Raw genomic sequence first — 25,617 nt, 5'->3', positions numbered from 1 at the left:
ATTTTTGGGGAGGCTTGATTCGCTCAGCCGAATTGCGGTAAAAGCAATCGAATAAGAGGATTATGCATGCTCGGAACCCTTGGAATGGACACCGTTTCGGGTAGAATTTATGGTTTCGAGTATGGTTCGCCAGCTCATAAACACGACAGGATGACCAGCATGGAGAAGGATGACCAAATTGCCGCAGGAAGATCGGCCGCTGCGGGCAAGGGCTTCAGCGACCACCTCCGGGTGTTTCGTAAGAACAATCCTACCCCGCCCGCCCGCGATTCATTCAGCACTTCGCGGCGCTTATCCAACAATAGCGCTGCTGCCATAGTCCCGAAGTCTAGTTTTCGCCAGCAAAGCACGGACAGCGTTTCGGTGCCCACAGTTGTCCGGAGGGGCGGACGGCACAAGCGGCATGCCCGTCTGCTCATCGTCGAGGGCAGCGCCGAGATGCGCAGTTATTTCCAGCGATTCTTGGACGATCGCTACGAGGTCCTGGTCGTAACCAACGGCACGGCAGCGCTTGATGCCGTTCTGAGTGATCCTCCCGACCTGGTGTTGGCCGACCTCAGGACCCTGCAGCGTGACGGTCCCGTGCTTTTGCACGCATTGAAGGGCAACGCCAAGATTCACCACATCCCGGTGATTCTGACCGCGGCGCGCTCGGAGGAAAAAACCTGTAGCGAAGAATTGAACGCCGGCGTGGACGATTATCTGATCAAGCCCCTCTCCGCGCGCCAGCTACTGGCCTGTGTAGCGACCCATATCGAGCTCAGAAACGTGCGCCGGGAGGCCGCCCAGGCGCTATCGGAAAGCGAGGCGAAATACAAGACGCTGCTCGATTCTCTCGATGACGGCGTATTCGTGGCTCACGACGGCCGTTTCGTCTTCGCGAATCCCGCGTTGTCGGCCTTGCTGGGTTATACGGGCGAGGACTGTATCGGCTTGTCGTTTCGATCGGTGATCGCGTCCGAAGATTTCGAATCGTGGAGCGAACTATTCATACAGAGCGGCTCCGAGGGACTTGAGTCTCCCTGGCGTCGCGAGGCGGCGTTCCTGCACCGGGACGGACGACGCATCTGCGTCGAACTTTGCGCGCGCCGCATACATTTCAATCGGCGTCCGGCAATACTGGGTATCGTGCGCGATATAACCGAACGCATGCAGGCCGAAGAAGCTCTTCGCGAGAGCGAAGAGCGTTTCCGCCGGGTGGTCGAACAGGCGCCGATCCCGATTTTCGTCCACGCCATGGACGGCCAGATCCTCGAAATCAGTTGTGCGGTCACCGAATTGACGGGGTGGACCCATGAGGACATTCCCGATGCGCGAGCCTGGTTTCTGAAGGGGCGACGGATTCCCGAGGAAGCGGTGGACAGCATTCTGGCGGAAACACAGCGGCGGTTTACCGAAGGCTCGATTGCGGAGCCCGAGGAGATTACGGTGTGGACCAAGAAAGGCGAGCCGCGGCGCTGGCTGTTTTATGGGTCGGCTCCCATGCGTTTGCCCGATCGAAGGCCATTCCTTGCCTCCATGGCAATCGACGTGACCGATCACCGAAAGGCGGAACAGGCCTTGCGCGAGGCCGACCGCTTGAAGGACGAGTTCGTCGCCATGCTGGCCCATGAACTACGGAATCCGCTGGCGCCGATCCGGAATGCCGTGCAGGTGTTGCGCCAATTGGGGCTGACCGACCCCGAGCTGAAATGGACGCGTGAAGTGATCGGCCGGCAGGTGGTCCAGATGAGCCGTTTGCTCGACGATCTGCTGGATATTTCCCGCATTACCCGCGGTACCATCGTGTTGAAAAAGACGGCGGTCGAAATCTCGACCGTAATCGATCGGGCGGTCGAAACCAGCCTGCCGTTGATCAAGTCCCGCCGGCACAAGCTGACTGTTGACTTGCCGCAGGAGCCGGTGCAAGTCGAGGGCGATCTGACGCGGCTTGTGCAGGTGATCGCCAATCTTCTGAATAACGCGGCCAAGTACACGGATGCCGGCGGGTGTATCGATCTGATCATCGAAAGCTCTGCGGACGAAGTGTTGATACGGGTGCGCGACAATGGCATGGGAATTCCCGTCGAACTTTTGCCGAATATATTCGAGTTGTTTACCCAGGGCAGCCGTTCGCTCGATCGTTCCCAGGGCGGGCTTGGGCTCGGGCTGGCACTGGTGCGGCGGCTGATAGAAATGCACGGGGGGAGAGTGTTAGCACAAAGCGCGGGGTCCGGCAGCGGTGCCGAGTTCATTGTGCATTTGCCGCGGATGGCGGCTGCGCCGACTCATGAAGGTTCGGGGTCGGCAGGCGGCGAATCCGCATCGAGTTTGGCTGGCGTTCGGGTTCTGGTGGTCGACGATAACGTCGATTCCGCGGAAAGCATGGCATTGCTGCTTAGCCTGGACGGACACGACGTGCGTACCGCCTTCGATGGCCCTGGCGCTCTCGCGGTCGCCGCGGAGTTCCAGCCGGAGGCAGTGCTGCTCGATATCGGATTGCCGGGAATGGACGGTTATGAAGTCGCGAAGCAAATGCGAGGGTTACCGGGATTGCAAAAGGCGCTGATGATCGCCGTTACGGGCTACGGCCAGGCGGACGATCGCGCCCGTTCGAAGGCCGCGGGTTTCGATCATCACTTGGTGAAACCGGTCGACCCTGAAATTTTGAGCGCGTTGCTGGCGACGCTGAGGCCCGACTGAGGCTCGGCGGACGGCTGCTTGTTTTTCGATAATGTGACGGTCTCGTGACAAGATACTTACGAGTTTGCGCGTATTTTCGGAGAGGGGGTATAGGCGTTTAAATGTAATTTCTTGGATTCGCTTATTTGGCTGCTTACCGGTCCGTTCATGAACGTTAGTGGGACAGTTCCGAAAAGGGGTAATTCCGGAAATGCATGCCAACAAGCGGAGCTCGGCGATCATGATTTTCGTTGGCAATCGATTCGGTCCAGCCGGTCGTTTCGATTGCGAAACCCACCTCTGGTGGGGCGTTATCCTGAGAAAGCGGGTTCTCTTCGCTATGGGCAAGAGGGCCCGTTTTTTTGTGGATCACAGTCGGTTCCTGCCGATTTGTGTCAACAACCTAGCTGCTCTGTGACGCATAGCCGCGGGCGCGACTCTCCTCGCTCTCGGCCGAGAAAGGATTGAGCGATGATGTCGATAGCCTTCGGAGCTTGAGTGGCAAGCCACGGTGCCGTCATGGTGGGTAGTCACCCTCCTGCCGGACACGAGGCGTCCAGAGTTGCCAAGGGAAAGTGGCTGTTATCCGGTTTGGCGGCGTAACGGAAACATTGCGGTCCGCTTTACAAATCGGGTGGCGTTTAGGGAAAAAAGTGTTGGAGGCACTATGTTTAAGCTAAAGACATTCATCCCGCCAGCTGCCGTGCTGTCGCTGGGATTGGCGTGGGCGCCTGCCCATGCACAGACGTGGACGAGCGATATCATCGACTTCACGCTGGTGGAGGGTGATCTAGGCGCACTTGGAGACCCGGAAGTCGTTCGGGACGACACCGGCGTCAGTCTTAACTTCAATCCTGGCCCGTTGACATTCGACGCGCTATCTGTCGGTGCTGGTCAGGCCGACAATGGCAATGGTATTGGTCAGGTCGATACCGAAATTGCCGGATTCACAATCAGAGCCACGGTTAAACCGGTTATACCTGATCAGACGATTACCGACGTGAGCTGGAGTCAGAATGGCGTTTATCAAGTAACCGGAGACGGCTCCTGGGTATCGGCTTTCTCATCTCTGCGGATTGTAGATCCGGAAACCCATCAATCCATCGGCGATACACAGGCCGAGACATTCTCCGCGTTCGGAGCTGACGACGGCACCAACGGAGGCCCTTGGGACTTGACTGCCAGTAACTCTGTGGCCGCTGACGCTGTCGAAATCGAGCTGACGATAAAAGACATTCTTGCGGCTTATGCGCCTGCGGACGGTTTTGCCTGGATCGAGAAAGACTTCGGCAGCTTGAGGATTGACGTAAGTCCAGGCGGCGCTGTCGCGCCGATTCCGGTGCCAGCCTCGGTCTGGCTACTGGGGTCTGCTTTGTCCGGCCTGATCATGATTGGTCGACGTCATTTAGGAACCGCTTCGGCGTAACCCAACGTGATTCGCCCACTTGAACCGCGCTGCCGCCATATCGCGGCGGACGCCTTTCTGGCGGCAGCGCGCTTTGCCGGAATCCACCGGCTTCCGAATCGGTCGTGCCGTGGCTTTTCGAAAGTGAACTTCCTCTTTGTGCGAAATCACGTACGAATTCATCCGTATTCTCGGTGAAAGTTAACCACGGTTTAATAGCAACCACTCGAGAGCAACCGTCGTCGGAGGTGAAAACCACGACACGGCATCGAGCCGGAGACAGGAGTTTCCGCTAGGAAGTTAGGATGTGGCGAAAGGAGTGAGGATGTCGCCAGGGACAGGGTGGTCCCGACGGGATTGGATGTTCCGTCCGACGTGAGTGATTCGGAACCTTCTGAACGGAGTCGGAATGTTCCGAATCTGATTGGAATGGCGGTCATGGAACGGTGATATCCGCCCTAGTGGAAAGGAGTCGATCGATGGGATGCGAGTTGAAATAGGGATGTTTCTTTTTTTTCGCCTGTCGAGGAGTGATTGCGAACGACGAAGGCGGGAGAAGCCCAGGTTCGCGAATGAGACGACGGCACCGATTGAGACGTGTTGATGTAAGTGATTTTCGCGGAGGTGACTTATAAGGACGCAAGGCGGATCTTCGTGCCGGGCATAGGCGCAAGGAAATATTCCGGACCGAAGAAAACATCAGCGATGTCAGCCGATAGCAAGCGTTCGAGAGTTTTCCTCCGACCGTAAGTGGTAAGCGGGCCGTAAGCCGGACCGCTGTAAGACTTCCCCAGAAGGCAGAACACCCCCATCCCCCCCCAAGCACTTTGTTCTGCCTTCTTTTTTTGCCTTAGCACAATCGAAAATGTCGTTCGGGTCGTAACTGTCGTTCGTCCGATTGTTTCCCTATCGCCCATATCCGCATGTGATCGGATACCGCCGATCCCGGCCGAAGGCGCGGCGCGTGATCTTGACGCCGGGCGGGGCCTGGCGACGCTTGTATTCGTTGCTGTCCACCATCTTCGCCACCCGCTTGACTTCGTGCTCGGGAAATCCGGCGGCGATGATTTCGTCCACCGATTTGTCGTGCTCCACGTACATTTCGAGGATCGGATCCAAAATCGAATAGGGCGGCAGCGAGTCCTCGTCCCTTTGGTCGGGCTTGAGTTCGGCGGAGGGCGGACGCTCGATTACCCGTTGCGGAATGACCGGCGAGAGGCTGTTGCGGTATTCCGCCAAGCGGTACACCAAAAGCTTGGGGACATCCTTCAACGGCGCGAATCCGCCGGCCATATCGCCGTACAGCGTGGCGTAGCCCACGCTCATTTCGCTTTTGTTGCCGGTCGTGAGGAGGATTTTCCTTTTCTTGTTGGAAAACGCCATGAGAATGACGCCCCGGCAACGCGCCTGGATGTTTTCCTCGGTAGTGTCGGGCGGCAAGCCGGCAAAGCTCTCCTCGAGCATACCGAGAAAGGCATCGAAGGCCGGTTCGATGGGAATGATGTGATAGCGGCAGCCCAGGGCCTCGGCTTCCAAGCGGGCATCCTCGATGCTCATCGCCGCGGTGTAACGCGACGGCATCAAAACGCTTTCGACTTTATCGCCTCCCAAAGCGTCCGTGGCGAGAGCCAAGGTCAAGGCCGAGTCGATGCCGCCGGACAATCCGAGCACCGCGCCTTGGAAACGGTTTTTGCCGACATAATCGCGGATGCCGGTAACGAGAGCCTTGTAGATGCTTTCGATCTCGGTCAACGGTTCGGTAACGCCGTCGGCAATCGGCTCCACCGTGTCTCCGCAGGCAAAGTCGACGGGTAACAGCGCTTCCTCAAACTCCGGCGCGCGGAAGGTCACGGTTCCTTCCCGGTTCATCACGAATGACGCGCCGTCGAAGACCAGTTCGTCCTGCCCGCCGATCAAGTTGACATAAACCAGAGGGACATCGGTCACTGCGATGCGCTCGCGGGCGACTGCCTCTCGTTCCTTGATTTTATTGGCGTGATAGGGCGAAGCATTGATGTTCAGGATCAGCTTGGCGCCGGCTTGCGCGGCTTGCTCCACCGCACCGGGCAACCAAAGATCCTCGCAAATGGTAATCCCCACCGGCACACCCTGTAAGTCGAACACGCAGGGTTCGGATCCGGGCAGAAAATAACGTTTCTCGTCGAACACACCGTAATTGGGCAGGGCATGCTTGCGGTAGATCGCGTGAATCTTGCCGTCCCGCAGCACGGCGGCGCTGTTGTAAGGCATCCCGGTTCGGTTCTCCGGAAAACCCACGATGACGTCGATGCCGTGCACTTGCCCCGCTATTTCGTCGAGGATGCGCTCGGCCTGCGCCATGAAATCGCGGCGCAGGATCAGGTCTTCGGGCGGATAGCCCGCCAGGGCCAGTTCGGGGAAAACCACGGCATGAGCGCGAAGCCGGTCGCGGGCCTCGCTGGCGGTGTGCAGTACGCGGCTTGCATTGCCTCTAAGGTCGCCGACCAGAAAGTCGAGTTGGGCGATAGCGATACGAAGGTTCACGATTGTAGCGATTCAAATGTCTAAGGTAGTGCGGCTATTTTCGCCTGAAATCGCGGCGGGAACGAGCAAAAACGATGTCCGTGGCCTGTGACGGTGAAATATAGGATCTGTGAATTTAAATGCCGCACTCGTGTCCGATCGAGTATTGCTGCGCCCGTTCGAGAGGCATATTCTTCAATCTGTAATCTAAGCCGAATGGCCCGATGATTCGCCGTCGATTTCAAGCGTGGGAAGAAATACTTCGCATCAGGTTTGCGGGCGACATATCCAAGCAGGGAGATTCCGTCATGACTCAACCACCCAACCTATACCACGGAGATCGCCAAGATCGTCTGATCCGTGAGCATGAGCACGACACCTATAAAATACGGCAAAAATTGCCGGAACCTACGGTTTGTCCGGAATGCCGAGCGGTTTATCACGACGGCCGGTGGCAATGGTCGGACGCGCCTGCTGGCGCGAACGAGTCGCTTTGTCCCGCCTGTCATCGTATCCATGACAAATGTCCGGCCGGATTTCTGACTTTGGCGGGCGAGTTTTTGGCTCAACACAAAGATGAGATTCTGCATCTCATCCGTAATGTGGAGGAAAGGGAGAAGGCCGAACACCCGCTGAAACGCATCATGGCCGTCGAGGAACAGAACGGCGGCATGCTGGTGACATTCACCAATCCCCAACTCGCCAGGGCGGCCGGGCAAGCCGTCCAGCACGCCTACAAGGGCGATCTCGATTTTTCCTATCAGGAGGAGGAGTATCTCCTTCGGGTGAATTGGTCACGTTGAGGTCCCCGCGATCCGCGATTGTCGGTGTGGCGAAGTATCGCCGACCGGCGGTTTCCGGGCTGCCTCATGGAGGCGCAAGGGGTACGGGCTTTTACGTCATGCTTTTCCGCCGAATCTGTGGATAACTACAGTTCTGGATCGGATTGAGGAGCGAGAGCATGCAACTGCCGTTACAAATTTCTTTTCGAAATATGGAGCCATCCGAGGCGATGGAAAAAGCCGTTCACGACCGCGCCGAGAAACTGGATCAGTTTTTCGAGCATATCATGTCCTGCCGGGTGATGGTCGAAGCACTTCATCGCCACCACCGGCAAGGCAATACCTACCATGTCAGAATCGATATCACCGTGCCGGGTGATGAACTGGTGGTCAGCCGCGATCCCGGCAAAGATCATGCGCACGAGGATGCTTACGTGGCGATCCGCGATGCCTTCGACGCCGCCCGCCGGCAATTGGAGGATTACGCCCGGCGCGTTCGGCAGGACATCAAGGCCCACGAGGTTATGCCGCATGGAAGCATTGCCCAAATCAACCCGGAGGGCGATTATGGGATGATCGAGACACCGGACGGGCGCCTGATTTATTTCCATCGGAACAGCGTGGTGCAAGGCGATTTCGACAAATTGGGCATCGGCGATACCGTCCGTTTCGTTGAAGAAATGGGCGAGCAGGGGCCTCAGGCGAGTTCGGTGGCCGTGGAGGGAAAACACCATGTTGTGGGTTAGGAAAGATTCGTCTGTTTCATCGAACAGCGCCCGCGCAATTCGGAGTTAAGGAGGGCGATATGCCGACCAATCCGCATGCTGATCGAATCAAGGCCATATTGGCCGACCTGGAACATGACACCCGGGTCAATCTGCACGACTATCCAATCCGTGTCGATGTCGAGGACGGTGCCATAGTCTTGGAGGGTATGGTCGGCGACATCGCGGCAAAACGGATTGCGCACGCCGCTGCGTATCGCCATGCGGACAATTCACCGGTCGTGGATCGATTGCGTGTCGCCGTGCCTCCCTCCGAGAGGGAGGGCGGGTTGCGCGACGAGATCATTAACCTATTGCAGCAGGAGCCGGTTTTCCGGGAATGCGGCCTCTATGTGCGCGAAAGCGACCGGCTCGACACGATTCGTGTCGGTCGCAGCGAGTGGCCCGATCGCAGCGAAGGCGATTGGGGCGATCAGCGCATCGAGATCGAGGTGCAGGATGGAACCGTCACGCTGTCGGGCACCGTGCTCAGCCTGTCTCATCGCCGCTTCGCAGAGGTGCTCGCGTGGTGGGCGGCCGGCTGCGAATCGGTCGTCAACTTGCTGCATGTCGTCCCTCCCGAGCAGGAAACCGATGGCGAGCTGGCAGATGCCGTGCTCATGGTGCTCGAAAAAGACCCTCTGGTTCATCAGCCGCAGATCCATATCACGGCCGAGCAAGGAACGGTAACGCTGGAAGGATATCTCGCCAGCGATGAAGAGAGGCGCCTGGCGGTGCTCGACGCGTGGTACGTCCCCGGCGTGCACGATGTGGTAGACCGCATTCAAGTCGCGGGGTGATTAAAGTCGTAAGTCGGCAATCCCTTGCCGACAAGCGTGCTGTTAACGTCGGGAAAGGATTCCCGACCTACTGAGTGACGCAGTGCGAAACGACTCTCCTCACGGCGCGGAATAACGCCGATTGGGGAGCAGTTGTCCGCCGCCCAGCCGAAATCCGTTATTCAGCGCTTGCCAAGTAAAATCCTGAGCCTCCGACGCAGCGGACTCGATGTCCCGGCCTCGGGCTAGCAAGGCGGCGACGGCGGATGCCAGGGTGCAGCCCGAGCCGTGATAGCTTCCCGGCAAGCGCGGCCAACGGTAAGTTGTCTTGCCGGAGCTGCGGTAAAGGCGATTGATGACTTCGTCATCCCCTTCATGGGTCCCCGTCAGCAAGACATTCGGGCAACCGAGTGCTAGCAGCGCGTCGGCGCAATCGTCCAGATCCTCCATTCCCGTCAATTTTCTGGCCTCGGGCGAATTCGGCGTCAGCACCGTCGCTCGTGGAATCAGCGTCTCTATTAGCGCTTCGATCAGCGCCTCGTTTGCCAGGTTTGTTCCGCCTCCCGCCGCCAGAATCGGGTCCAAAACGACCGGAATGCCGCCAGCGATCTTGAGTAGCTCGTCTACTGCATAAACGATGTCGACGCTTCCCAGAAGACCGATTTTGACGGCGTCGACGGGCAGATCCAGAAGCACCGTGCGCGCTTGCTCCAGAAGTTCCCCGGACCTTTGCGGCAAGATCTTGCGGACGTTATGCGTGTCTTGAACGGTTAAAGCAGTCACCACCGAACAGGGATAACAGCCGAATCGGGAAACGGTCTCGATATCGGCCTGAATGCCGGCGCCGCCGGTGGGGTCGTGTCCCGACAAGCACAAGACAACGGGGAGCTGGGGTTTCATGGATGGCGTAAAGTTAGATCGCGATGCAGGCGCAGTTTCCCACGGCTGGCCGCATTCGGCTAGCCTGTCAGGCCCAAAGCGCCGTTGACAGTCTAAAAGCGCATCGGTACTTTAAGTTGTTTGGCCACGCGCCTACGCATTCCGCTTAAAAAAATACCCCCTACGCAAAGAGTCCTGGATGGAAGAATTTCAACGTATCAAGCGCCTGCCCCCCTACGTTTTCAATATCGTTAACGAACTCAAGGCCAAGGAGCGCGCCCAGGGTGTCGATATCATCGACTTCGGCATGGGTAATCCCGACCGGCCCACGCCACAGCATATCGTCGACAAACTGGTAGAGGTGGCGCAGAAAGGAACCGCCCACCGGTATTCCGTTTCCAAAGGCATTCCCCGTCTTCGCAAAGCCATCTGCGGATGGTATCGGCGCCGTTTCGGCGTGGATCTCGATCCCGACTCCCAGGCGATCGTCACCATCGGTTCTAAAGAGGGCCTGGCCCATCTGATGTTCGCCACCCTGGGGCCGGGCGATGCAGTGCTGGTGCCGAATCCGGCTTATCCCATCCATCCTTACGGCTGCGTTTTGGCGGGGGCTGATGTGCGCCACGTGCCGCTGGTGCCGGGCGTGGATTTCTTCGATGAATTGGAAAAAGCCATCAAGACCTCCTGGCCCAAGCCCAAGATGCTGATTCTGAACTTCCCCGGCAATCCGACCACCCAATGCGTGGAACTGGAGTTCTTCGAAAAGGTCGTCGAGCTGGCTCGGGAATACAAAATCTGGGTCGTGCACGACATCGCCTACGCGGACCTGGTGTTCGACGGCTATGCCGCGCCTTCCATCCTGCAGGTGCCCGGAGCCACCGACATCGCCGTCGAGTTCTTCACGCTCTCCAAGAGCTACAACATGCCCGGTTGGCGGGTGGGCTTCATGTGCGGCAACCGCGAACTGGTCGCGGCTTTGGGGCGCATCAAGTCCTATCTCGACTACGGCACGTTCACACCGATCCAGGTGGCCGCGATCGCCGCTTTGGAAGGTCCTCAGGACTGCGTCGCCGAGATCCGGGAGACCTACCGCGTACGCCGCGACGTGTTGTGCGCAGGGCTAGACAACATCGGCTGGACGGTCCAAAAACCCAAAGGCACCATGTTCGTTTGGGTGCCCATTCCGGAGCAGTACCGGCATCTGGGTTCCCTCGAGTTCGCCAAGAAACTGCTGCTGGACGCCCAGGTGGCGGTGTCTCCCGGCGTCGGTTTCGGCGAGTACGGGGACGATCACGTCCGCTTCAGCCTGATCGAGAACGAACACCGCACCCGCCAGGCGATCCGCGGCATACGACATATGATGCGCAAGGATAACTCGGTATAATTTCGGCATTTTTGTTGCTACACAGGAGAGCGTCTTGAAACCCGTAAATATCGGTTTGCTCGGTTTGGGCACGGTCGGGGGCGGCACGGTCAAGGTCCTCAAGCGGAACGCCGGCGAAATTACGCGCCGAGCCGGCCGGGAAATCCACATTAGCGTCGTAGCGGCTCGAGACCTCAACCGTTCCCGGATTTGCGACACTGCCGGCATCCGATTGACTACGGACCCGTACGAAGTCGTTACCGATCCCGAGGTAGACATCGTCGTGGAACTGATCGGCGGTCTCGACCCGGCGAAAGATCTGGTAATGCGAGCGCTGGACGCCGGCAAGCACGTGGTCACCGCCAACAAGATGCTCATCGCCCTCCACGGCAACGAGATCTTCGCCAAGGCCAGCGAAAAAGGGCTGATGGTGGCTTTCGAAGCGGCCGTGGCCGGTGGGATTCCCATCATCAAGGCGGTGCGGGAAGGGCTTTCGGGCAACAAGGTGGAGTGGCTGGCCGGGATCATCAACGGCACCTGCAATTTCATCCTGACCGAGATGCGCGAAAAGGGGCGGGATTTTCAGGATGTGCTTAAGGAAGCGCAAGCGCTGGGTTATGCCGAATCCGATCCGACCTTCGACGTGGAGGGCATCGATGCCGCCCACAAGCTGACGATCCTGGCGTCCATCGCCTTCGGCATTCCTCTCCAGTTCGACAAGGTCTGGACCGAGGGCATCAGCAGCATCACGGCGCTCGACGTGGCCTACGCGGAAGCCTTGGGCTATCGCATCAAACTGCTCGGTATCGCCCGTCGCGCCGAAAAAGGCATAGAGCTGCGGGTGCATCCCACCTTGATTCCCGAGCGGCGCTTGATCGCCAACGTCAACGGCGTCATGAACGCCGTTCTGGTCAAGGGTGACGCCGTGGGCCCGACCCTGTTCTACGGCGCGGGCGCCGGGGCCGAGCCCACGGCCTCGTCGGTCGTGGCGGACATCATCGACGTGGTGCGCACATTGACCTCCGATCCCGAGAACCGGGTGCCGCATCTGGCCTTTCAGCCCGAGGCGATTTCCGACATTCCCATTTTGCCGATCGAGGATATCGAAACGGCCTACTATCTCCGCCTCAGCGCCGAGGACAAGCCGGGCGTTCTGGCCGACGTGACGCGCATTCTGGCCAATCACAATATCAGCATTGAGGCCGTTATCCAGAAGGAACCGCCGGAAGGCGAACGCCATCTGCCCGTCATCATGCTGACGCAGAAAGTCCAGGAGCGGAAGCTGAACGACGCCGTCCGGGAGATCGAAGCGCTGTCCGCCATCAGCGGACCGGTGAAGCGGATTCGGTTGGAAACACTGGGGTAACATTCCAATTCGAGGTATTACCCAATGGCACTCCGATATAAACGCAACCCGACCCAATGGGAAATTCGAGAGGCATATCTCCTCGGACGGAAACACAAGATGTTTGAGATTTTCGAGAAGCCACATGAAGGTAATCCATGTCCGCACGATGAAAGAGGATGGGCGTATTTGTACGGGTGGGATGATTATGGGCAGCGTTGGGATGAGCGACGCGGTGGCAAACCGCCAGCTAATTTTGATTTAGATGCCGAGAAGCAGCATTTTTACGGGCCACCAAATAACGTTCAGTCATCTTTGACTAAAGAATTGAAGGAACTGTTTCTTTCCGAAATCTCGTAGGAGGGGGTGGTGCAGCATATGTCAGCCTAATTTAGGCGAGGGAAACTGAACATTGCGGAAGATACTCTTGCTCGCCTCAGATCGACGAACTATGAACTTCGTGATGCTTCTCTATCTATGACAGGCGATATCGCAACGGCGCCAGAGGAAAATGATATGTCAGCGACAAACGATTTAATCAAGCAGGCATTGGCTCTGCCCCCCGGCGAACGAATCGAGTTGATCGAACAAGTCTTAAATAGTCTTGACCAGCCGGATGAGGCCATCGATAAATTGTGGGCCGAAGAGGCAGAAAGGCGTCTGGAAGACTATCGCTCCGGAAAAATGGAATCCGTCTCGATGGAAGATGTGATGGCGAAGTATTCCGTTAAATGAATGTCCGGTTTCTCGCTCCGGCACAGAAGGAATTGGACGAAGCCGTGGAATACTATGAATCGCAACTGCCCGGCTTAGGTATTCAGTTTTTGTCGGAAATTCGCGAAGCCGTCGAGAATGTCAAACGGTTTCCTCATGCTTGGCACCGCTTTAGCGAAAACACCCGGCGTTATCGGACGAAGCGTTTTCCCTACGGCATGATTTATCAGCTCTTGGACCACGAAATCCTGATTGTGGCTATCGCCCACCTGCATCGCGAGCCCGGTTACTGGTGCGATCGAGCAAAATAATCAAGTTTTTAAACAAATCGCTTAGAGACTCATCATGGCATATTCGACCCGCTATACCGGCCTCATCGAAAAATACCGCGACCGCCTGCCGGTAACCCCGGACACCCGGCCCATTAGCCTGTGCGAGGGCAACACGCCGCTGATCCAGTTGGTCAACATCCCGACGCTGATCGGCAAGGATGTGGATATTTACGTCAAGTTCGAAGGCTTGAATCCTACCGGCTCGTTCAAGGACCGCGGCATGACCATGGCCGTGACCCAGGCCGTGCATGAGGGCAGCCGGGCCATCATCTGCGCCTCCACCGGCAACACCTCGGCCGCCGCCGCCGCGTATGCCGCGCGTGCCGGCATCACCGCTTTCGTGCTGATCCCGGACGGCAAGATCGCCATGGGCAAGCTGGCCCAGGCCATGATCTACGGCGCCAAGGTGATCCAGATCAACGGCAATTTCGATGCCGGAATGCAGTTGGTCAAGGAGATCGCGGACCATGCGCCGGTGACCATCGTGAACTCGATCAATCCGTATCGCATCGAAGGGCAGAAAACGGCTGCTTTCGAAATCGTCGATACTCTCGGCCGCGCTCCGGATTATCACTGCCTGCCGGTCGGCAACGCCGGCAATATCACGGCTTATTGGAAGGGCTACAGCGAATACGCTCTCGGCACCGAAACCCACGCGCCGGTCACCGACAAACGGCCGATCATGTGCGGCTATCAGGCCGCGGGCGCCGCGCCCTTCGTCAGCGGCGAGTTCGTGGATCATCCCGAAACCGTTGCTACCGCCATTCGCATCGGTCATCCGCAGTCGTGGGACGGCGCCTGGCGAGCGCAGAAGGAATCGGACGGCTGGTTCGCGCCTTTTACCGACGAGGAAATCCTGGCGGCGCAGAGACTTTTGGCGGAAAAGGAAGGCATCTTCTGCGAACCGGCCTCGGCCACTTCCCTGGCAGGCGCGCTGCACGACATCAAGTCCGGCCGCATTCCCGAGGGCAGCACCATCGTCTGCACCCTCACCGGCAACGGCCTCAAGGACCCCGACACGGCCATCTCCCAGTGCACGGCCAAACCGGTGACGGTGGACGCGACCCTGGATTCGGTGAAGCGGGCGATTTTGGAGGCGATGTAAGTCGCTGCTAGTGGAGCGGCCTCAAGCCACCATCTTCATTGGCTGGAGTTGGACATCGATCTGCATCCGGATTCCATTCGCCATCCAGAGCGGTTTCCTCTGATCTCAAAGCGTGGTCCTGCGGAGTGATCGTCAAGGCATACTTGTAAGTTAAGTATCACCTGCGGCCGCGTGCGTCACACGAGAACGAGAAGTCTTGTTTTGCGCTGGCGTGTTGCCGGTATGCTAAGTCTTGACGTCTACAATTAGCGGCTAAATCGGTTTACTCGATTGTCGCTCAAAAGGAGGGAAGATCATGTCCTCCTCCAGTGTTTCTCAAACGATATGAACGAAACTTACGACGCCTCATCCATTGAAGTTCTTTCGGGACTAGACCCGGTGCGCAAGCGGCCGGGCATGTACACCGATACCGCGCGCCCGAATCACCTGGTCCAGGAAGTGGTCGACAACAGCGTCGACGAAGCCTTGGCGGGTTATGCGAAATCCATCGAAGTGCGGCTGCTGGCTGACGGCGGGGTGGAGGTCCGGGATGACGGCCGCGGCATGCCGGTGGATATTCACCCGGAACTCGGCGTATCCGGGGTGGAGGTGATCCTGACCAAGCTGCACGCGGGCGGAAAGTTTTCGAACAAGAATTACCGCTTCTCCGGGGGACTGCACGGGGTCGGCGTTTCGGTCGTGAATGCATTGTCCGACCGGCTCGAAGTCGAAGTGCGCCGGGGCGGGAAAATCTATGCGATGAGTTTCGCCCAAGGTGAAAAAACCTCCGAGCTGCGCGAAATCGGAACTACCGCCAAGCGCGATTCCGGCAGCACGGTCCGGTTCTGGCCCGAAGCCCGCTATTTCGATACGCCGCGCATCGCCGTTCCGCGCCTGAAAGCCTTGCTTCGCGCCAAGGCGGTGCTGTGTCCGGGGCTCAAAATCACTCTCAAGGACGAACAGGCCAACGAAGAGGAAGTATGGCACTACGAGAACGGACTTCCACAGTATCTGCTGGACCGCATCGGATCGAACGAGTGCGTCCCGGAAGAACCCTTCGTCGGCAATCTCGAAGGCCATCAGGAGGCCGCCGACTGGGCGGTGCTCTGGACGCCCGAGGCAGGCGAACCGGTCACGGAGAGCTACGTTAATCTGGTGCCGACGCCCCAGGGCGGTACCCACGTCAACGGACTCCGCACCGGACTGACCGAGGCGGTGCGGGAATTCTGCGAATTCCGTAATCTTCTGCCGCGCGGCATCAAGATCGCGCCGGAAGACGTCTGGGAGCGCTGCCATTACGTGCTTTCGGTCAAGATGCAGGAGCCTCAGTTTTCCGGCCAGACTAAGGAACGGCTCAGTTCCCGCGAATGCGCGGCGTTCGTGTCCGGGGTGGTTAAGGATGCGTTCAGCCTGTGGCTCAACCAGCATCCCGCCATCGGCGAGCGCATTGCCGAACTGGTGATCGAGAGCGCCCAAAAGCGGCTCAAGGCCAGCCGCCAAGTGACCCGCAAGAAAATCACGGCGGGGCCTGCTCTTCCTGGCAAACTCGCCGATTGCAGTTCCCAGGACATGCAGCTGACCGAGTTGTTCCTGGTGGAGGGCGATTCCGCCGGCGGTTCCGCGAAACAGGCGCGGGACAAGGAATACCAGGCGGTGATGCCCTTGCGCGGCAAGATTCTCAACACTTGGGAAGTGGATTCCGGCGGCGTGCTCGCGTCTCAGGAGGTGCACGACATCAGCGTGGCGATCGGCGTAGAGCCGGGTTCCGCCGATCTGAGCGGGCTGCGTTACGGCAAGATCTGCGTGCTGGCGGACGCCGATTCCGACGGCAACCACATCGCAACCTTGCTGTGCGCGCTGTTCGTCCGTCATTTCCGACCTTTAGTTTCGGCTGGGCACGTCTTCGTCGCCATGCCGCCCTTGTACCGGATCGACGTGGGCAAGAACGTTTATTACGCCCTGGACGAAGCGGAAAAAAAGGGCGTGCTCGACCGGATCGAGGCGGAAAAGATCAGGGGCAAGATTAACGTCCAGCGCTTCAAAGGCTTGGGCGAGATGAATCCGTCGCAGCTCCGCGAAACCACGATGAATCCCGACACCCGGCGGCTGGTTCAGCTGACCCTGGAAGAGCAGCAAGCGACCGACGAGCGCCTGGATATGCTCCTGGCCAAGAAGCGCGCCGCCGATCGCAAGGTTTGGCTCGAGGAAAAGGGCAATCTGGCGGAAGTCTGAGCCTATTTTCGAACAGTCAGGGTTTGATGATCCGCCGCGCGTTAATTCCTGCCGACACTCATCGGTTTACTGTCCGAGCTCCTGTAAGAGGCTGACCAGATCCTCGGCATGTTCCTCTTCTTTGGCCAGGACGCCTTCCATAAGGTTGCGGGTGGTGGGATCGTTATTCCCGAGATACTCGATGATCTCTCGGTAGCTGTCGATCGCGATACGCTCGGCTATCAGATCCTCCTTGATCATATCGATCAGCGACTCGCCCTCCACGTATTCGGAATGGCTTTTCGATTGCAATCCTTCCGGCGCCAAATCGGGCTCTCCGCCCAACTGCACGATGCGTTGGGCAATGCTGTCCGCGTGCATCTGTTCCTCGTTGGCGTGCTCCAGGAACTCTTGGGCGACGCTTTGCGCATTGATGCCGGTCGCCATGAAATAGTGGCGCTTGTAACGGAGCACGCATACGATTTCCGTGGCCAGTGCTTCGTTGAGCAGTCGGATCACAACCTCTCGGTCGGCCTTGTATCCCGGAGTCACCGCGCCCTGCTCGATGTGCTGCCTTGCGCGTTCTCTTAACGTTTTGACGTCGGTCAAAAACGGTCGATCTCCCATAGCCGAATCTCCTTACTGGTGATGGACATCTTGCTGTCGACGCTTGGCAGGTCTTGACCCGCTATTCGTTAAGACAGCTGATCCTGCAAAAAAGTCGAACCAGTATCGAAGAGATGACGCCGGAATTGAGGGATCATCCTGCAAAAAGCCGAGAACTTCGGGTAACCGGCGCCAAGCTGCCGAGTCGTTGCCGGTATCCGGCCTTCAAGCCTCCAAGTGCTTGTACCTAAGCATTTTTTCACTATAATGTTTCCCTTCTTTTTGGGGCAGTCTTGCGACTGCCTTTTTATTTTGGGGAAGACGAGTGATGACCAGTCAGGTAATGCCGACTTATGCCCGGTTGCCGATAACGTTCGACCGGGGCGAGGGTGCATGGCTTTGGGACACGGAGGGCAAGCGCTATCTGGACGCCATTTCAGGGGTGGCAGTATGCAGCCTGGGTCATGCCCATCCAGCCGTTTCCCGTGCGATCTGCGAACAGGCGGGCAAATTGCTGCACACTTCGAACATTTACCGCATCGAGCTGCAAGAAGAGCTCGCCGGCGAACTGTGCCGCCTGAGCGGACTGGATAACGCCTTTTTCTGCAATTCCGGCGCCGAGGCGAACGAGGCGGCCATCAAGATCGCCCGCCGTTACGGGCATCATCGCGGCATCGATCGGCCCGCCGTGATCGTCATGGAGGGCAGCTTTCACGGCCGCACGCTCGCGACCTTGAGCGCCACCGGCAATCCCAAGGTGCAGGAGGGTTTCGAACCCCTGGTCGAAGGCTTCGTGCGAGTGCCGTACGGCAGCGTCGCGGCTGTCGAGGCCGTGGCCAACCCCAATGTCGTGGCGGTCCTGGTGGAACCGGTGCAGGGCGAGGGCGGCGTACGCGTTCCGGCTGACGATTTCCTGCCCGGCCTTCGCCGCATCTGCGACCGGCGCGGTTGGCTCTTGATGCTGGACGAGGTCCAGACCGGTATCGGCCGGACCGGCAAATGGTTCGCCTTCCAGCACCACGGCATCATGCCCGATGTCATGACCCTGGCCAAAGCCTTGGGCAACGGCGTACCGATCGGTGCCTGCCTCGCCAGAGGAATTGCGGCGGACATGTTGACCGCCGGCAAGCACGCGTCCACCTTCGGCGGCAATCCCCTGGCATGTAGCGCCGCACTGGCCGTATTGCGGACGATCTCCGAAAACCGCTTGGTGGAGCGTGCGGGAGAACTCGGCGAGCGTTTGTTGATCGGGATTCGCGACAAGCTGGCCGGCAATCCTCGTGTCGTGGATATCCGCGGGAAAGGGCTGATGATCGGCATCGAGCTCGATACCCCTTGCATCGATCTGGTCGCTCAGGCGCTGAGCCGCGGGTTTTTGATCAATGTTACGGCGGACCGAACGATACGCTTGTTGCCGCCGTTCGTTTTGAACGACGATGAAGAGAAGCTGTTAATCGAAGGGATCTCTGCTCTGGTCGCCGACTACACGGCCCATGGGGTCGGAGAACGCGTATGAAACCACGTCATTTGATTACTCTTTTGGATTTGAGCAGCGAGGAGTTCCGCGCGCTCATCCGACGGGCCATCGAGCTCAAGCACATGAAGAGCCCATACGAGCCGCTGAGAAACAAAGTGCTCGGGATGATGTTCGAGAAGTCCTCCACCCGCACCCGATTGTCGTTCGAGGTCGGCATGGTGCAGTTCGGCGGTGCCGCGATCTTTCTGTCGCCGCGGGATACCCAGTTGGGACGGGGCGAACCCATCGAAGACTCCGCCCGCGTCGTTTCGCGCATGGTCGATGGGGTCATGCTGCGTACCCATGCCCACGAAACGGTGGAAACTTTCGCGGCCTATTCGCGGGTGCCGGTCATCAACGGTCTCACGGATAGATTCCATCCGTGTCAGCTGCTCGCCGACATGCAGACCTATTTCGAGCACCGCGGCGACATTGCCGGCAAGACGGTGGCCTGGATCGGCGACGGCAACAATATGTGCCAGACCTATATTCACGCGGCAGGATTGCTCGATTTCAAGCTCCGGATTGCTTGCCCCGCAGGTTACGAGCCGGAATCGGCATTGATCGAATGGGCCGGCGATCGCGTGGAACTGCTGAGCGATCCGTCGGACGCAGCGCGCGGAGCGGATTTGGTGGTGACGGATGTTTGGGCAAGCATGGGGCAGGAATCCGAACAGGCGCAGCGCAGGAATGCCTTCCAAGGCTACCAAGTCGATTCGACTCTGATGGAACTGGCGGCTTCGGAGGCGCTATTCATGCATTGTCTCCCGGCCCATCGCGGCGAGGAGGTCAGCGCCGAAGTGCTGGAAGGCCCGCAAAGCGTGATCTGGGACGAGGCCGAGAACCGCTTGCATTCGCAAAAGGCGTTGCTGGAATTGCTGCTGGTAAAAAACTGACTTTTTATCCGGGACGCGGCGGCCGACACTGCGCCGCCGCCCGCGTTCAACGGAGGAGATGCCGCACCGCTTCGCGTTCGGCCAACAGCTCGGCTTCGGTTATCTTGAGTTTCTCCCGGCTGAACTCGCTGGTTTCCAAATTTTGTACGATCCGGTACTGTGCGTCCTCGATTTCGACCGGGTAGGAAAACATGAGGCCCGGTGCGATACCGTAACTGCCGTCGCTGAGGATAGTCATACTGGTCCAGTCCCCAGTCGGCGTGCCGAACAGCCAATTCCGCATATGGTCTAGCGCTGCGTTGGCGGCGGAAGCGGCACTCGATTTTCCGCGTGTTTGAATCACCACCGCGCCACGGTTCTGTACGGTCGGAATGAACTCCTTTTCGTACCAATCCCATTCGACCCTGTCGAGCGCCGGCTTTCCCTGAACCAGTGCATGATGCAAGTCCGGGTACTGCGTGGTCGAATGATTGCCCCAGATGATCACTTTCCGAATATCGCTCACCGAGCAACCGCAATGCAGGGCTAACTGGCTTACCGCCCGATTGTGGTCGAGCCGGGTCATGGCGGAAAAATTTTCCGGCGGAAGATCGGGGGCATTGTGCTGGGTGATCAAGGCATTGGTGTTGGCGGGATTGCCGACCACCAGCGTTTTGACGCTGCGTTTGGCGGCGGCATTGAGCGCCCGGCCCTGGATGGCGAAGATGTCCGCATTCACCCTCAAGAGATCCTTGCGCTCCATGCCGGGCCCCCGCGGTTTCGCGCCGATCAAGAAGGCGAGATCGGCATTTTCGAACGCCACATAAGGATCATCGGATACGATCACATCGTGGAGTAAGGGCGGGGCGCAATCGATGAGTTCCATCCTTACGCCGTCCAATCCGACGATGGCCTCCGGAATCTCGAGCAAATGCAATACGATGGGTTGATCGTCGCCCAGCAAGTCCCCTGCAATCAGCCGAAACAGCAATGCATAACTAATTTGCCCCGCCGCTCCCGTAACGGCGATATGCGCAGGCGTTTTCATGTGAATACCCTTTTTATAGTTGAGCATCGAGCCGCGGCACGAAGGCCGATAAGCATCTCCCTGCTTGAAAACCTCTCAGACATTAGACAGGGATACGGCGCGATTCGCCATTCCATTCTATCCATCGGCACTGCTCCGAATACCATTACGAGTCGGCAAACATTTTTCCTATCGTGTGCTGGATTTGTGGACGCGGCTACGGTCCCTGCAAAGCCGAACGGATTGCTCATCCTAACGGAGGAAAGTACCGCCTGGCGCAAAAGCTCGCGTGACGGAACTTTCAGCCGACCGTGAAGCCTTTTTCGGTGATTGCTTGCTTAACCGAGGCCAGGTCGGTTCTTGTTTCGTCGTAATCGATTTCGACCGTGCTGGCCGTGTGGGAAGCCTTGGCTGATGAAACGCCGACACAGGATTTAACGGCGTCCTGGACCTGATTTTCGCAGCCGCCGCACTTCATGCCCGTTACCTTCAAGACAATTTTAGCCATTGGTCATACTCAATCTGTGAAATCTGTGATTTTCGACACGGATTCGCGGGCCAGCCGCGATTGTGATCTCGCCAGTGCGACATCGTCTGAACTAAAAGCCGGTGGATTGCGCCGAAGTTCAAACAGGGCAATGCCGCTTCTAAAGCAGGCTTTGAACTTGATGCCATGTCCGGACGCCCAAGAATTATAAGTCTTGGCGTTGGAGCGAACCAGACATTCAATACCGGCTCGAACGGCATTTGAAGCAATAGTCCGTTTGACAGCCGATGTCCGATCGCTCGATGATTCGATATCGCTAGACATTATTTATTTGTGACTCCGAACAGCCAAAAAATTCCGCGTAGTTTTTAAGGCCGTTAATAATCGCCGACTTTGTCTCGGACGCCCGTCTGATATCGCAGGACCGGATTACAGCATGAAAACACAACACGCCGCGCTCCTTACCGATCTTTATCAGCTTACCATGCTGCAGGCCTATCATCGGGAGGGCATGTCCGGCACCGCGACCTTCGAACTGTTCGTACGGAAGATTCCGCCGAACCGAAATTTTCTGATTGCCGCCGGGCTGGAACAGCTTGTCGAATTCCTGGAAGACTTCGAGTTTTCCGACGAGGAGTGCGAGTGGCTCGGTACTTTGGATTACTTTACGCCCGAGTTTATCGACCATTTGTCCAAGCTTCGCTTCACCGGGGATGTTTATGCCATCCCGGAAGGAACGGTCTTTTTTCAGAACGAGCCGATCGTTCGGGTAACGGCGCCGATTGCCGAGGCCCAGATCATCGAGACCCGTTTGATCAATATCGTTCAGCTCCAGACCATGATCGCTTCGAAAGCGGCTAGATCGGCGCTCGCCGCGCCGGGAAAGCTTTTGGTGGATTTCGGACTGCGCCGCGCCCACGGCGCCGAGGCCGGTCTGATGGCCGCCCGAGCCGCTTATCTGGCCGGTTTCGACGGTACGTCGAATGTTCTGGCCGGAAAATTATTCGACATTCCGGTTTACGGCACCATGGCCCATTCCTACATCATGGCGCATGACGACGAGGTCGAAGCATTCGAGCGGTTTGCGGAAAGCCTGCCGGGCAACGTGCTGCTTCTGATCGATACCTACGACACGCTGGAAGCCGCCCGAAAAGTGGTTGCTTTGGCTCCCAGGCTGGCCGAAAGAAACATCCCCATAAAAGGGGTGCGTTTAGACAGCGGCGATATGGCGGAACTGGCTAAGGGGGTACGGTCGATTCTGGATGAGGGCGGGCTCACGGAGTGCAGCATTTTCGCCAGCGGCGATCTGGACGAGCACGAACTCCTGAGGATGCTCGAGGCAGGCGCTCCTATCGATGGATTCGGAGTCGGAACGCGTTTGACGACGTCCCAGGATATGCCGTACTTGAACTGCGCCTACAAGTTGCAGGAATATGCGGGGCGTCCCAGACGCAAGCGATCGAAAGGCAAGGAGAATTGGCCTGGGCGCAAGCAGGTGTACCGCCGTTACGACGATGAAGGCCACATGCTGCACGATGTGATGGCCGAGGAAAGCGAGTCTCAGATCGAAGGCGAACCGCTGCTTCGCCAGGTAATGGCCAAAGGCAAGCGCGTCGGTGCACAGGAGACGCTCGCTGTCATGCGGGAGCGGCTACGGGGACAATTGCAGCAATTGCCACCCGCCCTGAAAGCCATCGAAGATGGCGCGGCGTACACCGTTCTGATTTCCGATGGTCTGCAGCGTTTGGTGGAACGGATGGATAGCGCGGGTCTTTGAACGGGGTTGTTCGGTTTGCGTCAGCCAGGCTCACCGGCCCAATGGCCCACGGTTAATCTCGCGCCTCGGGACGGCGAATTGTATTTCGTCGAAGATTTCGTTTCTCGCCCGGAAGCGGATGCGCTTCATATCCTTTTGCGGCGGGAGTTGGCTTGGCAGGAAGAAGACATCACGGTTTTCGGCAGGCGGGTGAGGGTACCGCGGTTGGTGTGCTGGTACGGGGACGCGGGCGCGGCTTACCGCTACTCCGGCGTGAGCCATGAACCGCTGCCTTGGAACGAAACCTTGTCGATGCTGAAGGACCGCGTTGAAAGGTTTTGCGGGCGGCGGTTCAACAGCGTGCTCGGCAATCTCTATCGAGACGGCCGGGACTCGATGGGCTGGCATGCCGACAAGGAGAAAGAGCTCGGATCGAACCCGTTCATCGCCTCTTTGAGTTTTGGCGCCGAACGGCTGTTCAGGCTTCGCCACAACAAGACCGGAGAAACCTTGGAAATCGTCTTGACCCACGGCAGTCTGCTGCTCATGGGCGGGCGTTTGCAGCATGGGTGGCGACATTCCGTGCCGAAAGCGCGGGAGCCTAAGACCGAACGCATTAATTTGACTTTCAGAACCATTTTTTCCTGAGTTGAGGAGTTCGATCCATGGGCGATGTCGTTAATTTCCGGCGGCCGAAGGCCTCGGAAAAGCACGCCGGCAAGACATTGTGCCGGAGCGGTTTTCACAAATGGATAGTGGTGCGGGAAAAGCCCTTTGACGTCAAGCAGGGCAAGCTGATTACCGTTTATCGGTGCGAACGCTGCGGCACCACGAAGAACGAGTCACGCTGATCAAGCCAAGTTTAGGGCTACGTCGAGTTTCTCCGTCGTCTCAAGCCTTGTTAGCCGAAATCGATCGGCGAAACCAACAGCTTGTCCACTCGATTCTTGTCCATGTCGACCACTTCGAAACGAAGGTGATTCCATTCGAAATGATCGGCCGCGCGCGGAACGTGACCGAGCTGCAGCATGACGAAGCCGCCTATCGTATGGAAATTGCCCGTGGCCTCGTCGGGTAGTTCCTCCAAGTCGAAGATCTGCTTGAATTTCGCGGTGCTCAGCATTCCGTCCAAAAGCCAGGAACCGTCGTTTCGCTGAATGGCTTCCGGTTCTTCTTCCCCTTCAGCCATAGGAATGTCGCCCACGATGGCTTCCATCACATCCTTGAGCGTGACCAGTCCGGCGACTTCGCCGTATTCGTCCACGACTAAAGCCATGGGCGTTTTCGAGCGCTTGAACTCCTCCAACAGTTGCATGGGATTGAGGGATTTCGGCACGTAGCGTGGCGTTTTGATCAGTCGGCCCAGGTCGATGGAATCGCCGAGGAGGGCTTTGGTCAGCAGATCCTTGGCCTGGACGAATCCTATGACGTTGTCGAGCCCGTCTTTGCAGACGGGGATTCTCGAATAGGGGCTGTCGATGATCTTTCGGCGGTTTTCCTCGAATGAATCCTTGATGTCCAGGTAATAGATATCCATCCGAGGCGTCATGATCGCCCCGACGCGAAGCACATCCAGGCGCAGGACGTTCGAAACCATCTCCTGTTCGGATTTATCGAACACGCCGGCTGCGGTGCCCTGATCGATCATGATCCTGATTTCCTTTTCGGTGATCAGCGGCTCCTCGGGCTGTCGCGCTCTAAACAGCCGCAGAATGAAGTCGGTCGATAGGCTCAGAATCTTGACCAGAGGATACGCCACCAGCGAAATGAAATTCATCGGCCGGGCGATAACCATGGCGATTTTCTCCGGCTTTTGCAGCGCTAGCCGCTTCGGAACCAGCTCGCCGATGATCAGAGAAAAGTAAGTAATCCCGATGACCACCACGGCCAGCGATAGACCGCGGCTGTAAGGCGCAATTTCCGGAAACTGTTCGAGATATTCGGCTAGTTCGCCGGAAATGGCTGCTTCACCGAAAGCGCCCATGAGAATCCCGATCAAGGTGATGCCGACCTGAATCGTGGAAAGGAAATGAGAAGGTTCGTTGGCTAACTGGAGGGCGGCTTTAGCGCCGAAATGGCCTTCTTGGGCGGACTGTTGCAGGCGGATTTTCCGGGCGGAGACGATGGCCATTTCCGACATGGCGAATACGCCATTCAACAGAAAAAGAAAGACCAATATGAGAATTTCCATCAAAAGATAGCGGTTGTTTATCCGGTAAGCTAGAGTAGCGAATAAGAAAGGGCGATGCAAAAATGGTGTTTTGAAGCGCCGACAGTTGAAGAAGGGGAAAAGAAAACCGAAGGGGACATCTTGCGAACCCCACGCCATGTTGCCGATACGGCTTTCTCTTGCAACACTTTGACATGGGTTGTTGTCGAATGTTGCACGACCTATGGAAGGCAGCAGCTCGTCGCAAAGCCGTTGAAAAATGTCGTTAACGGTCTTATTTCAGAAACCGGCATGTCCGGCTTTGTTCTCTCCAGCGTGCCTGATATGTGAATCCAAGTTTGCGTTTATAAAGGAGGAAA

Annotated in this window: 25 protein-coding genes; 18 read left to right on the top strand and 7 right to left on the bottom strand. The window is 57.8% G+C overall.

The window, feature by feature from the left end:
* Positions 1-159: 159 nt before the first annotated feature.
* Both JOD69_RS12325 and JOD69_RS12320 read left to right on the top strand, forming a co-directional pair.
* Positions 160-2,682 (top strand): PAS domain S-box protein, encoded by a 2,523-nt coding sequence (locus JOD69_RS12325; protein WP_168183795.1) that lies wholly within the window; start codon positions 160-162, stop codon positions 2,680-2,682.
* 646 nt (positions 2,683-3,328) lie between these two features.
* Positions 3,329-4,087, top strand: coding sequence for a VPLPA-CTERM sorting domain-containing protein (locus JOD69_RS12320; protein ID WP_086133993.1), 759 nt, complete (start codon positions 3,329-3,331; stop codon positions 4,085-4,087).
* A gap of 885 nt (positions 4,088-4,972) precedes the next feature.
* Here JOD69_RS12320 and JOD69_RS12315 read toward each other — a convergent pair.
* On the bottom strand, positions 4,973-6,589 hold the full coding sequence (locus JOD69_RS12315) for an NAD+ synthase (protein WP_086133996.1): 1,617 nt from the start codon (positions 6,587-6,589) through the stop codon (positions 4,973-4,975).
* 287 nt (positions 6,590-6,876) lie between these two features.
* Between JOD69_RS12315 and JOD69_RS12310 the strand changes: the two genes are divergently transcribed.
* From JOD69_RS12310 to JOD69_RS12300, 3 genes are all read left to right on the top strand, one after another.
* Complete coding sequence (locus JOD69_RS12310) at positions 6,877-7,371, top strand: BCAM0308 family protein (protein WP_077728644.1); 495 nt, start codon at positions 6,877-6,879, stop codon at positions 7,369-7,371.
* A gap of 158 nt (positions 7,372-7,529) precedes the next feature.
* Positions 7,530-8,096: an HPF/RaiA family ribosome-associated protein gene (locus JOD69_RS12305; RefSeq protein ID WP_077728645.1), complete on the top strand. Its 567-nt coding sequence runs from the start codon at positions 7,530-7,532 to the stop codon at positions 8,094-8,096.
* A gap of 59 nt (positions 8,097-8,155) precedes the next feature.
* Positions 8,156-8,914 (top strand): BON domain-containing protein, encoded by a 759-nt coding sequence (locus JOD69_RS12300; protein ID WP_086133997.1) that lies wholly within the window; start codon positions 8,156-8,158, stop codon positions 8,912-8,914.
* 99 nt (positions 8,915-9,013) lie between these two features.
* Here the strand turns inward: JOD69_RS12300 and thiD are convergent, their stop codons facing one another.
* Positions 9,014-9,793, bottom strand: coding sequence for a bifunctional hydroxymethylpyrimidine kinase/phosphomethylpyrimidine kinase (thiD, locus tag JOD69_RS12295; protein WP_086133998.1), 780 nt, complete (start codon positions 9,791-9,793; stop codon positions 9,014-9,016).
* A 178-nt stretch (positions 9,794-9,971) separates the two neighbouring features.
* Here thiD and alaC point away from each other — a divergent pair, with 178 nt between their 5' ends.
* The 7 genes from alaC to parE all read left to right on the top strand — a co-directional run bounded on the left by alaC (position 9,972) and on the right by parE (position 16,842).
* The gene (gene alaC / locus JOD69_RS12290; RefSeq protein WP_086133999.1) at positions 9,972-11,156 is read left to right on the top strand and encodes an alanine transaminase; all 1,185 of its coding nucleotides are present in this window, start codon (positions 9,972-9,974) and stop codon (positions 11,154-11,156) included.
* Positions 11,157-11,190: 34 nt separating this feature from the next.
* Entirely contained in the window at positions 11,191-12,501 is a 1,311-nt protein-coding gene (locus JOD69_RS12285) for a homoserine dehydrogenase (protein WP_086134000.1), read from the top strand.
* 99 nt (positions 12,502-12,600) lie between these two features.
* Entirely contained in the window at positions 12,601-12,840 is a 240-nt protein-coding gene (locus JOD69_RS12280; protein WP_139841054.1) for a hypothetical protein, read from the top strand.
* Positions 12,841-12,957: 117 nt separating this feature from the next.
* Positions 12,958-13,215: an addiction module protein gene (locus JOD69_RS12275; RefSeq protein ID WP_240506925.1), complete on the top strand. Its 258-nt coding sequence runs from the start codon at positions 12,958-12,960 to the stop codon at positions 13,213-13,215.
* Positions 13,212-13,505: a type II toxin-antitoxin system RelE/ParE family toxin gene (locus JOD69_RS12270; protein ID WP_086134001.1), complete on the top strand. Its 294-nt coding sequence runs from the start codon at positions 13,212-13,214 to the stop codon at positions 13,503-13,505. Before JOD69_RS12275 ends, JOD69_RS12270 begins: the two co-directional genes overlap by 4 nt.
* A gap of 34 nt (positions 13,506-13,539) precedes the next feature.
* Positions 13,540-14,631, top strand: a complete 1,092-nt coding sequence (thrC, locus tag JOD69_RS12265) for a threonine synthase (protein ID WP_086134002.1) — start codon at positions 13,540-13,542, stop codon at positions 14,629-14,631.
* Positions 14,632-14,955: 324 nt separating this feature from the next.
* The gene (gene parE, locus JOD69_RS12260; RefSeq protein ID WP_086134003.1) at positions 14,956-16,842 is read left to right on the top strand and encodes a DNA topoisomerase IV subunit B; all 1,887 of its coding nucleotides are present in this window, start codon (positions 14,956-14,958) and stop codon (positions 16,840-16,842) included.
* A gap of 66 nt (positions 16,843-16,908) precedes the next feature.
* On the opposite strand, the gene JOD69_RS12255 is transcribed toward parE, so the two are convergent.
* Complete coding sequence (locus JOD69_RS12255; RefSeq protein WP_077728656.1) at positions 16,909-17,448, bottom strand: ferritin-like domain-containing protein; 540 nt, start codon at positions 17,446-17,448, stop codon at positions 16,909-16,911.
* Between the two features lie 307 nt (positions 17,449-17,755).
* Between JOD69_RS12255 and JOD69_RS12250 the strand changes: the two genes are divergently transcribed.
* Positions 17,756-18,943, top strand: a complete 1,188-nt coding sequence (locus JOD69_RS12250; protein ID WP_086134004.1) for an acetylornithine transaminase — start codon at positions 17,756-17,758, stop codon at positions 18,941-18,943.
* Positions 18,940-19,839, top strand: coding sequence for an ornithine carbamoyltransferase (gene argF, locus JOD69_RS12245; protein ID WP_086134005.1), 900 nt, complete (start codon positions 18,940-18,942; stop codon positions 19,837-19,839). The genes JOD69_RS12250 and argF overlap by 4 nt, the downstream gene beginning before the upstream one ends.
* A gap of 46 nt (positions 19,840-19,885) precedes the next feature.
* Here argF and JOD69_RS12240 read toward each other — a convergent pair whose 3' ends face one another.
* The 3 genes from JOD69_RS12240 to JOD69_RS12230 all read right to left on the bottom strand — a co-directional run bounded on the left by JOD69_RS12240 (position 19,886) and on the right by JOD69_RS12230 (position 21,656).
* A complete protein-coding gene (locus JOD69_RS12240) occupies positions 19,886-20,866 on the bottom strand; it encodes a malate dehydrogenase (protein WP_086134075.1) in 981 nt (326 codons plus the stop codon).
* 280 nt (positions 20,867-21,146) lie between these two features.
* A complete protein-coding gene (locus JOD69_RS12235) occupies positions 21,147-21,353 on the bottom strand; it encodes a heavy-metal-associated domain-containing protein (RefSeq protein ID WP_077728659.1) in 207 nt (68 codons plus the stop codon).
* Between the two features lie 9 nt (positions 21,354-21,362).
* Complete coding sequence (locus JOD69_RS12230; RefSeq protein ID WP_133718730.1) at positions 21,363-21,656, bottom strand: hypothetical protein; 294 nt, start codon at positions 21,654-21,656, stop codon at positions 21,363-21,365.
* Between the two features lie 112 nt (positions 21,657-21,768).
* Here JOD69_RS12230 and JOD69_RS12225 point away from each other — a divergent pair, with 112 nt between their 5' ends.
* From JOD69_RS12225 to JOD69_RS12215, 3 genes are read left to right on the top strand one after another with little or no spacing between them, the layout of a single operon-like run.
* Positions 21,769-23,109 (top strand): nicotinate phosphoribosyltransferase, encoded by a 1,341-nt coding sequence (locus JOD69_RS12225; protein ID WP_086134006.1) that lies wholly within the window; start codon positions 21,769-21,771, stop codon positions 23,107-23,109.
* 15 nt (positions 23,110-23,124) lie between these two features.
* A complete protein-coding gene (locus JOD69_RS12220) occupies positions 23,125-23,736 on the top strand; it encodes an alpha-ketoglutarate-dependent dioxygenase AlkB (protein ID WP_086134076.1) in 612 nt (203 codons plus the stop codon).
* A gap of 17 nt (positions 23,737-23,753) precedes the next feature.
* Positions 23,754-23,939 carry a hypothetical protein gene (locus JOD69_RS12215; RefSeq protein ID WP_086134007.1) on the top strand — a complete coding sequence of 62 codons (186 nt, stop codon included), beginning with the start codon at positions 23,754-23,756 and terminating at the stop codon, positions 23,937-23,939.
* 50 nt (positions 23,940-23,989) lie between these two features.
* On the opposite strand, the gene JOD69_RS12210 is transcribed toward JOD69_RS12215, so the two are convergent.
* Positions 23,990-25,279, bottom strand: coding sequence for a hemolysin family protein (locus JOD69_RS12210; protein ID WP_240502395.1), 1,290 nt, complete (start codon positions 25,277-25,279; stop codon positions 23,990-23,992).
* Positions 25,280-25,333: 54 nt separating this feature from the next.
* Between JOD69_RS12210 and JOD69_RS12205 the strand changes: the two genes are divergently transcribed.
* Positions 25,334-25,588, top strand: a complete 255-nt coding sequence (locus JOD69_RS12205) for a hypothetical protein (RefSeq protein WP_139841055.1) — start codon at positions 25,334-25,336, stop codon at positions 25,586-25,588.
* Positions 25,589-25,617: the final 29 nt, after the last annotated feature.

The organism is Methylocaldum sp. RMAD-M (assembly GCF_017832375.1).
Classification (GTDB): Bacteria; Pseudomonadota; Gammaproteobacteria; order Methylococcales; family Methylococcaceae; genus Methylocaldum.
Note: the sequence above shows the minus strand (reverse complement) of the source record. Positions and strands in the feature narration are given on the sequence as shown.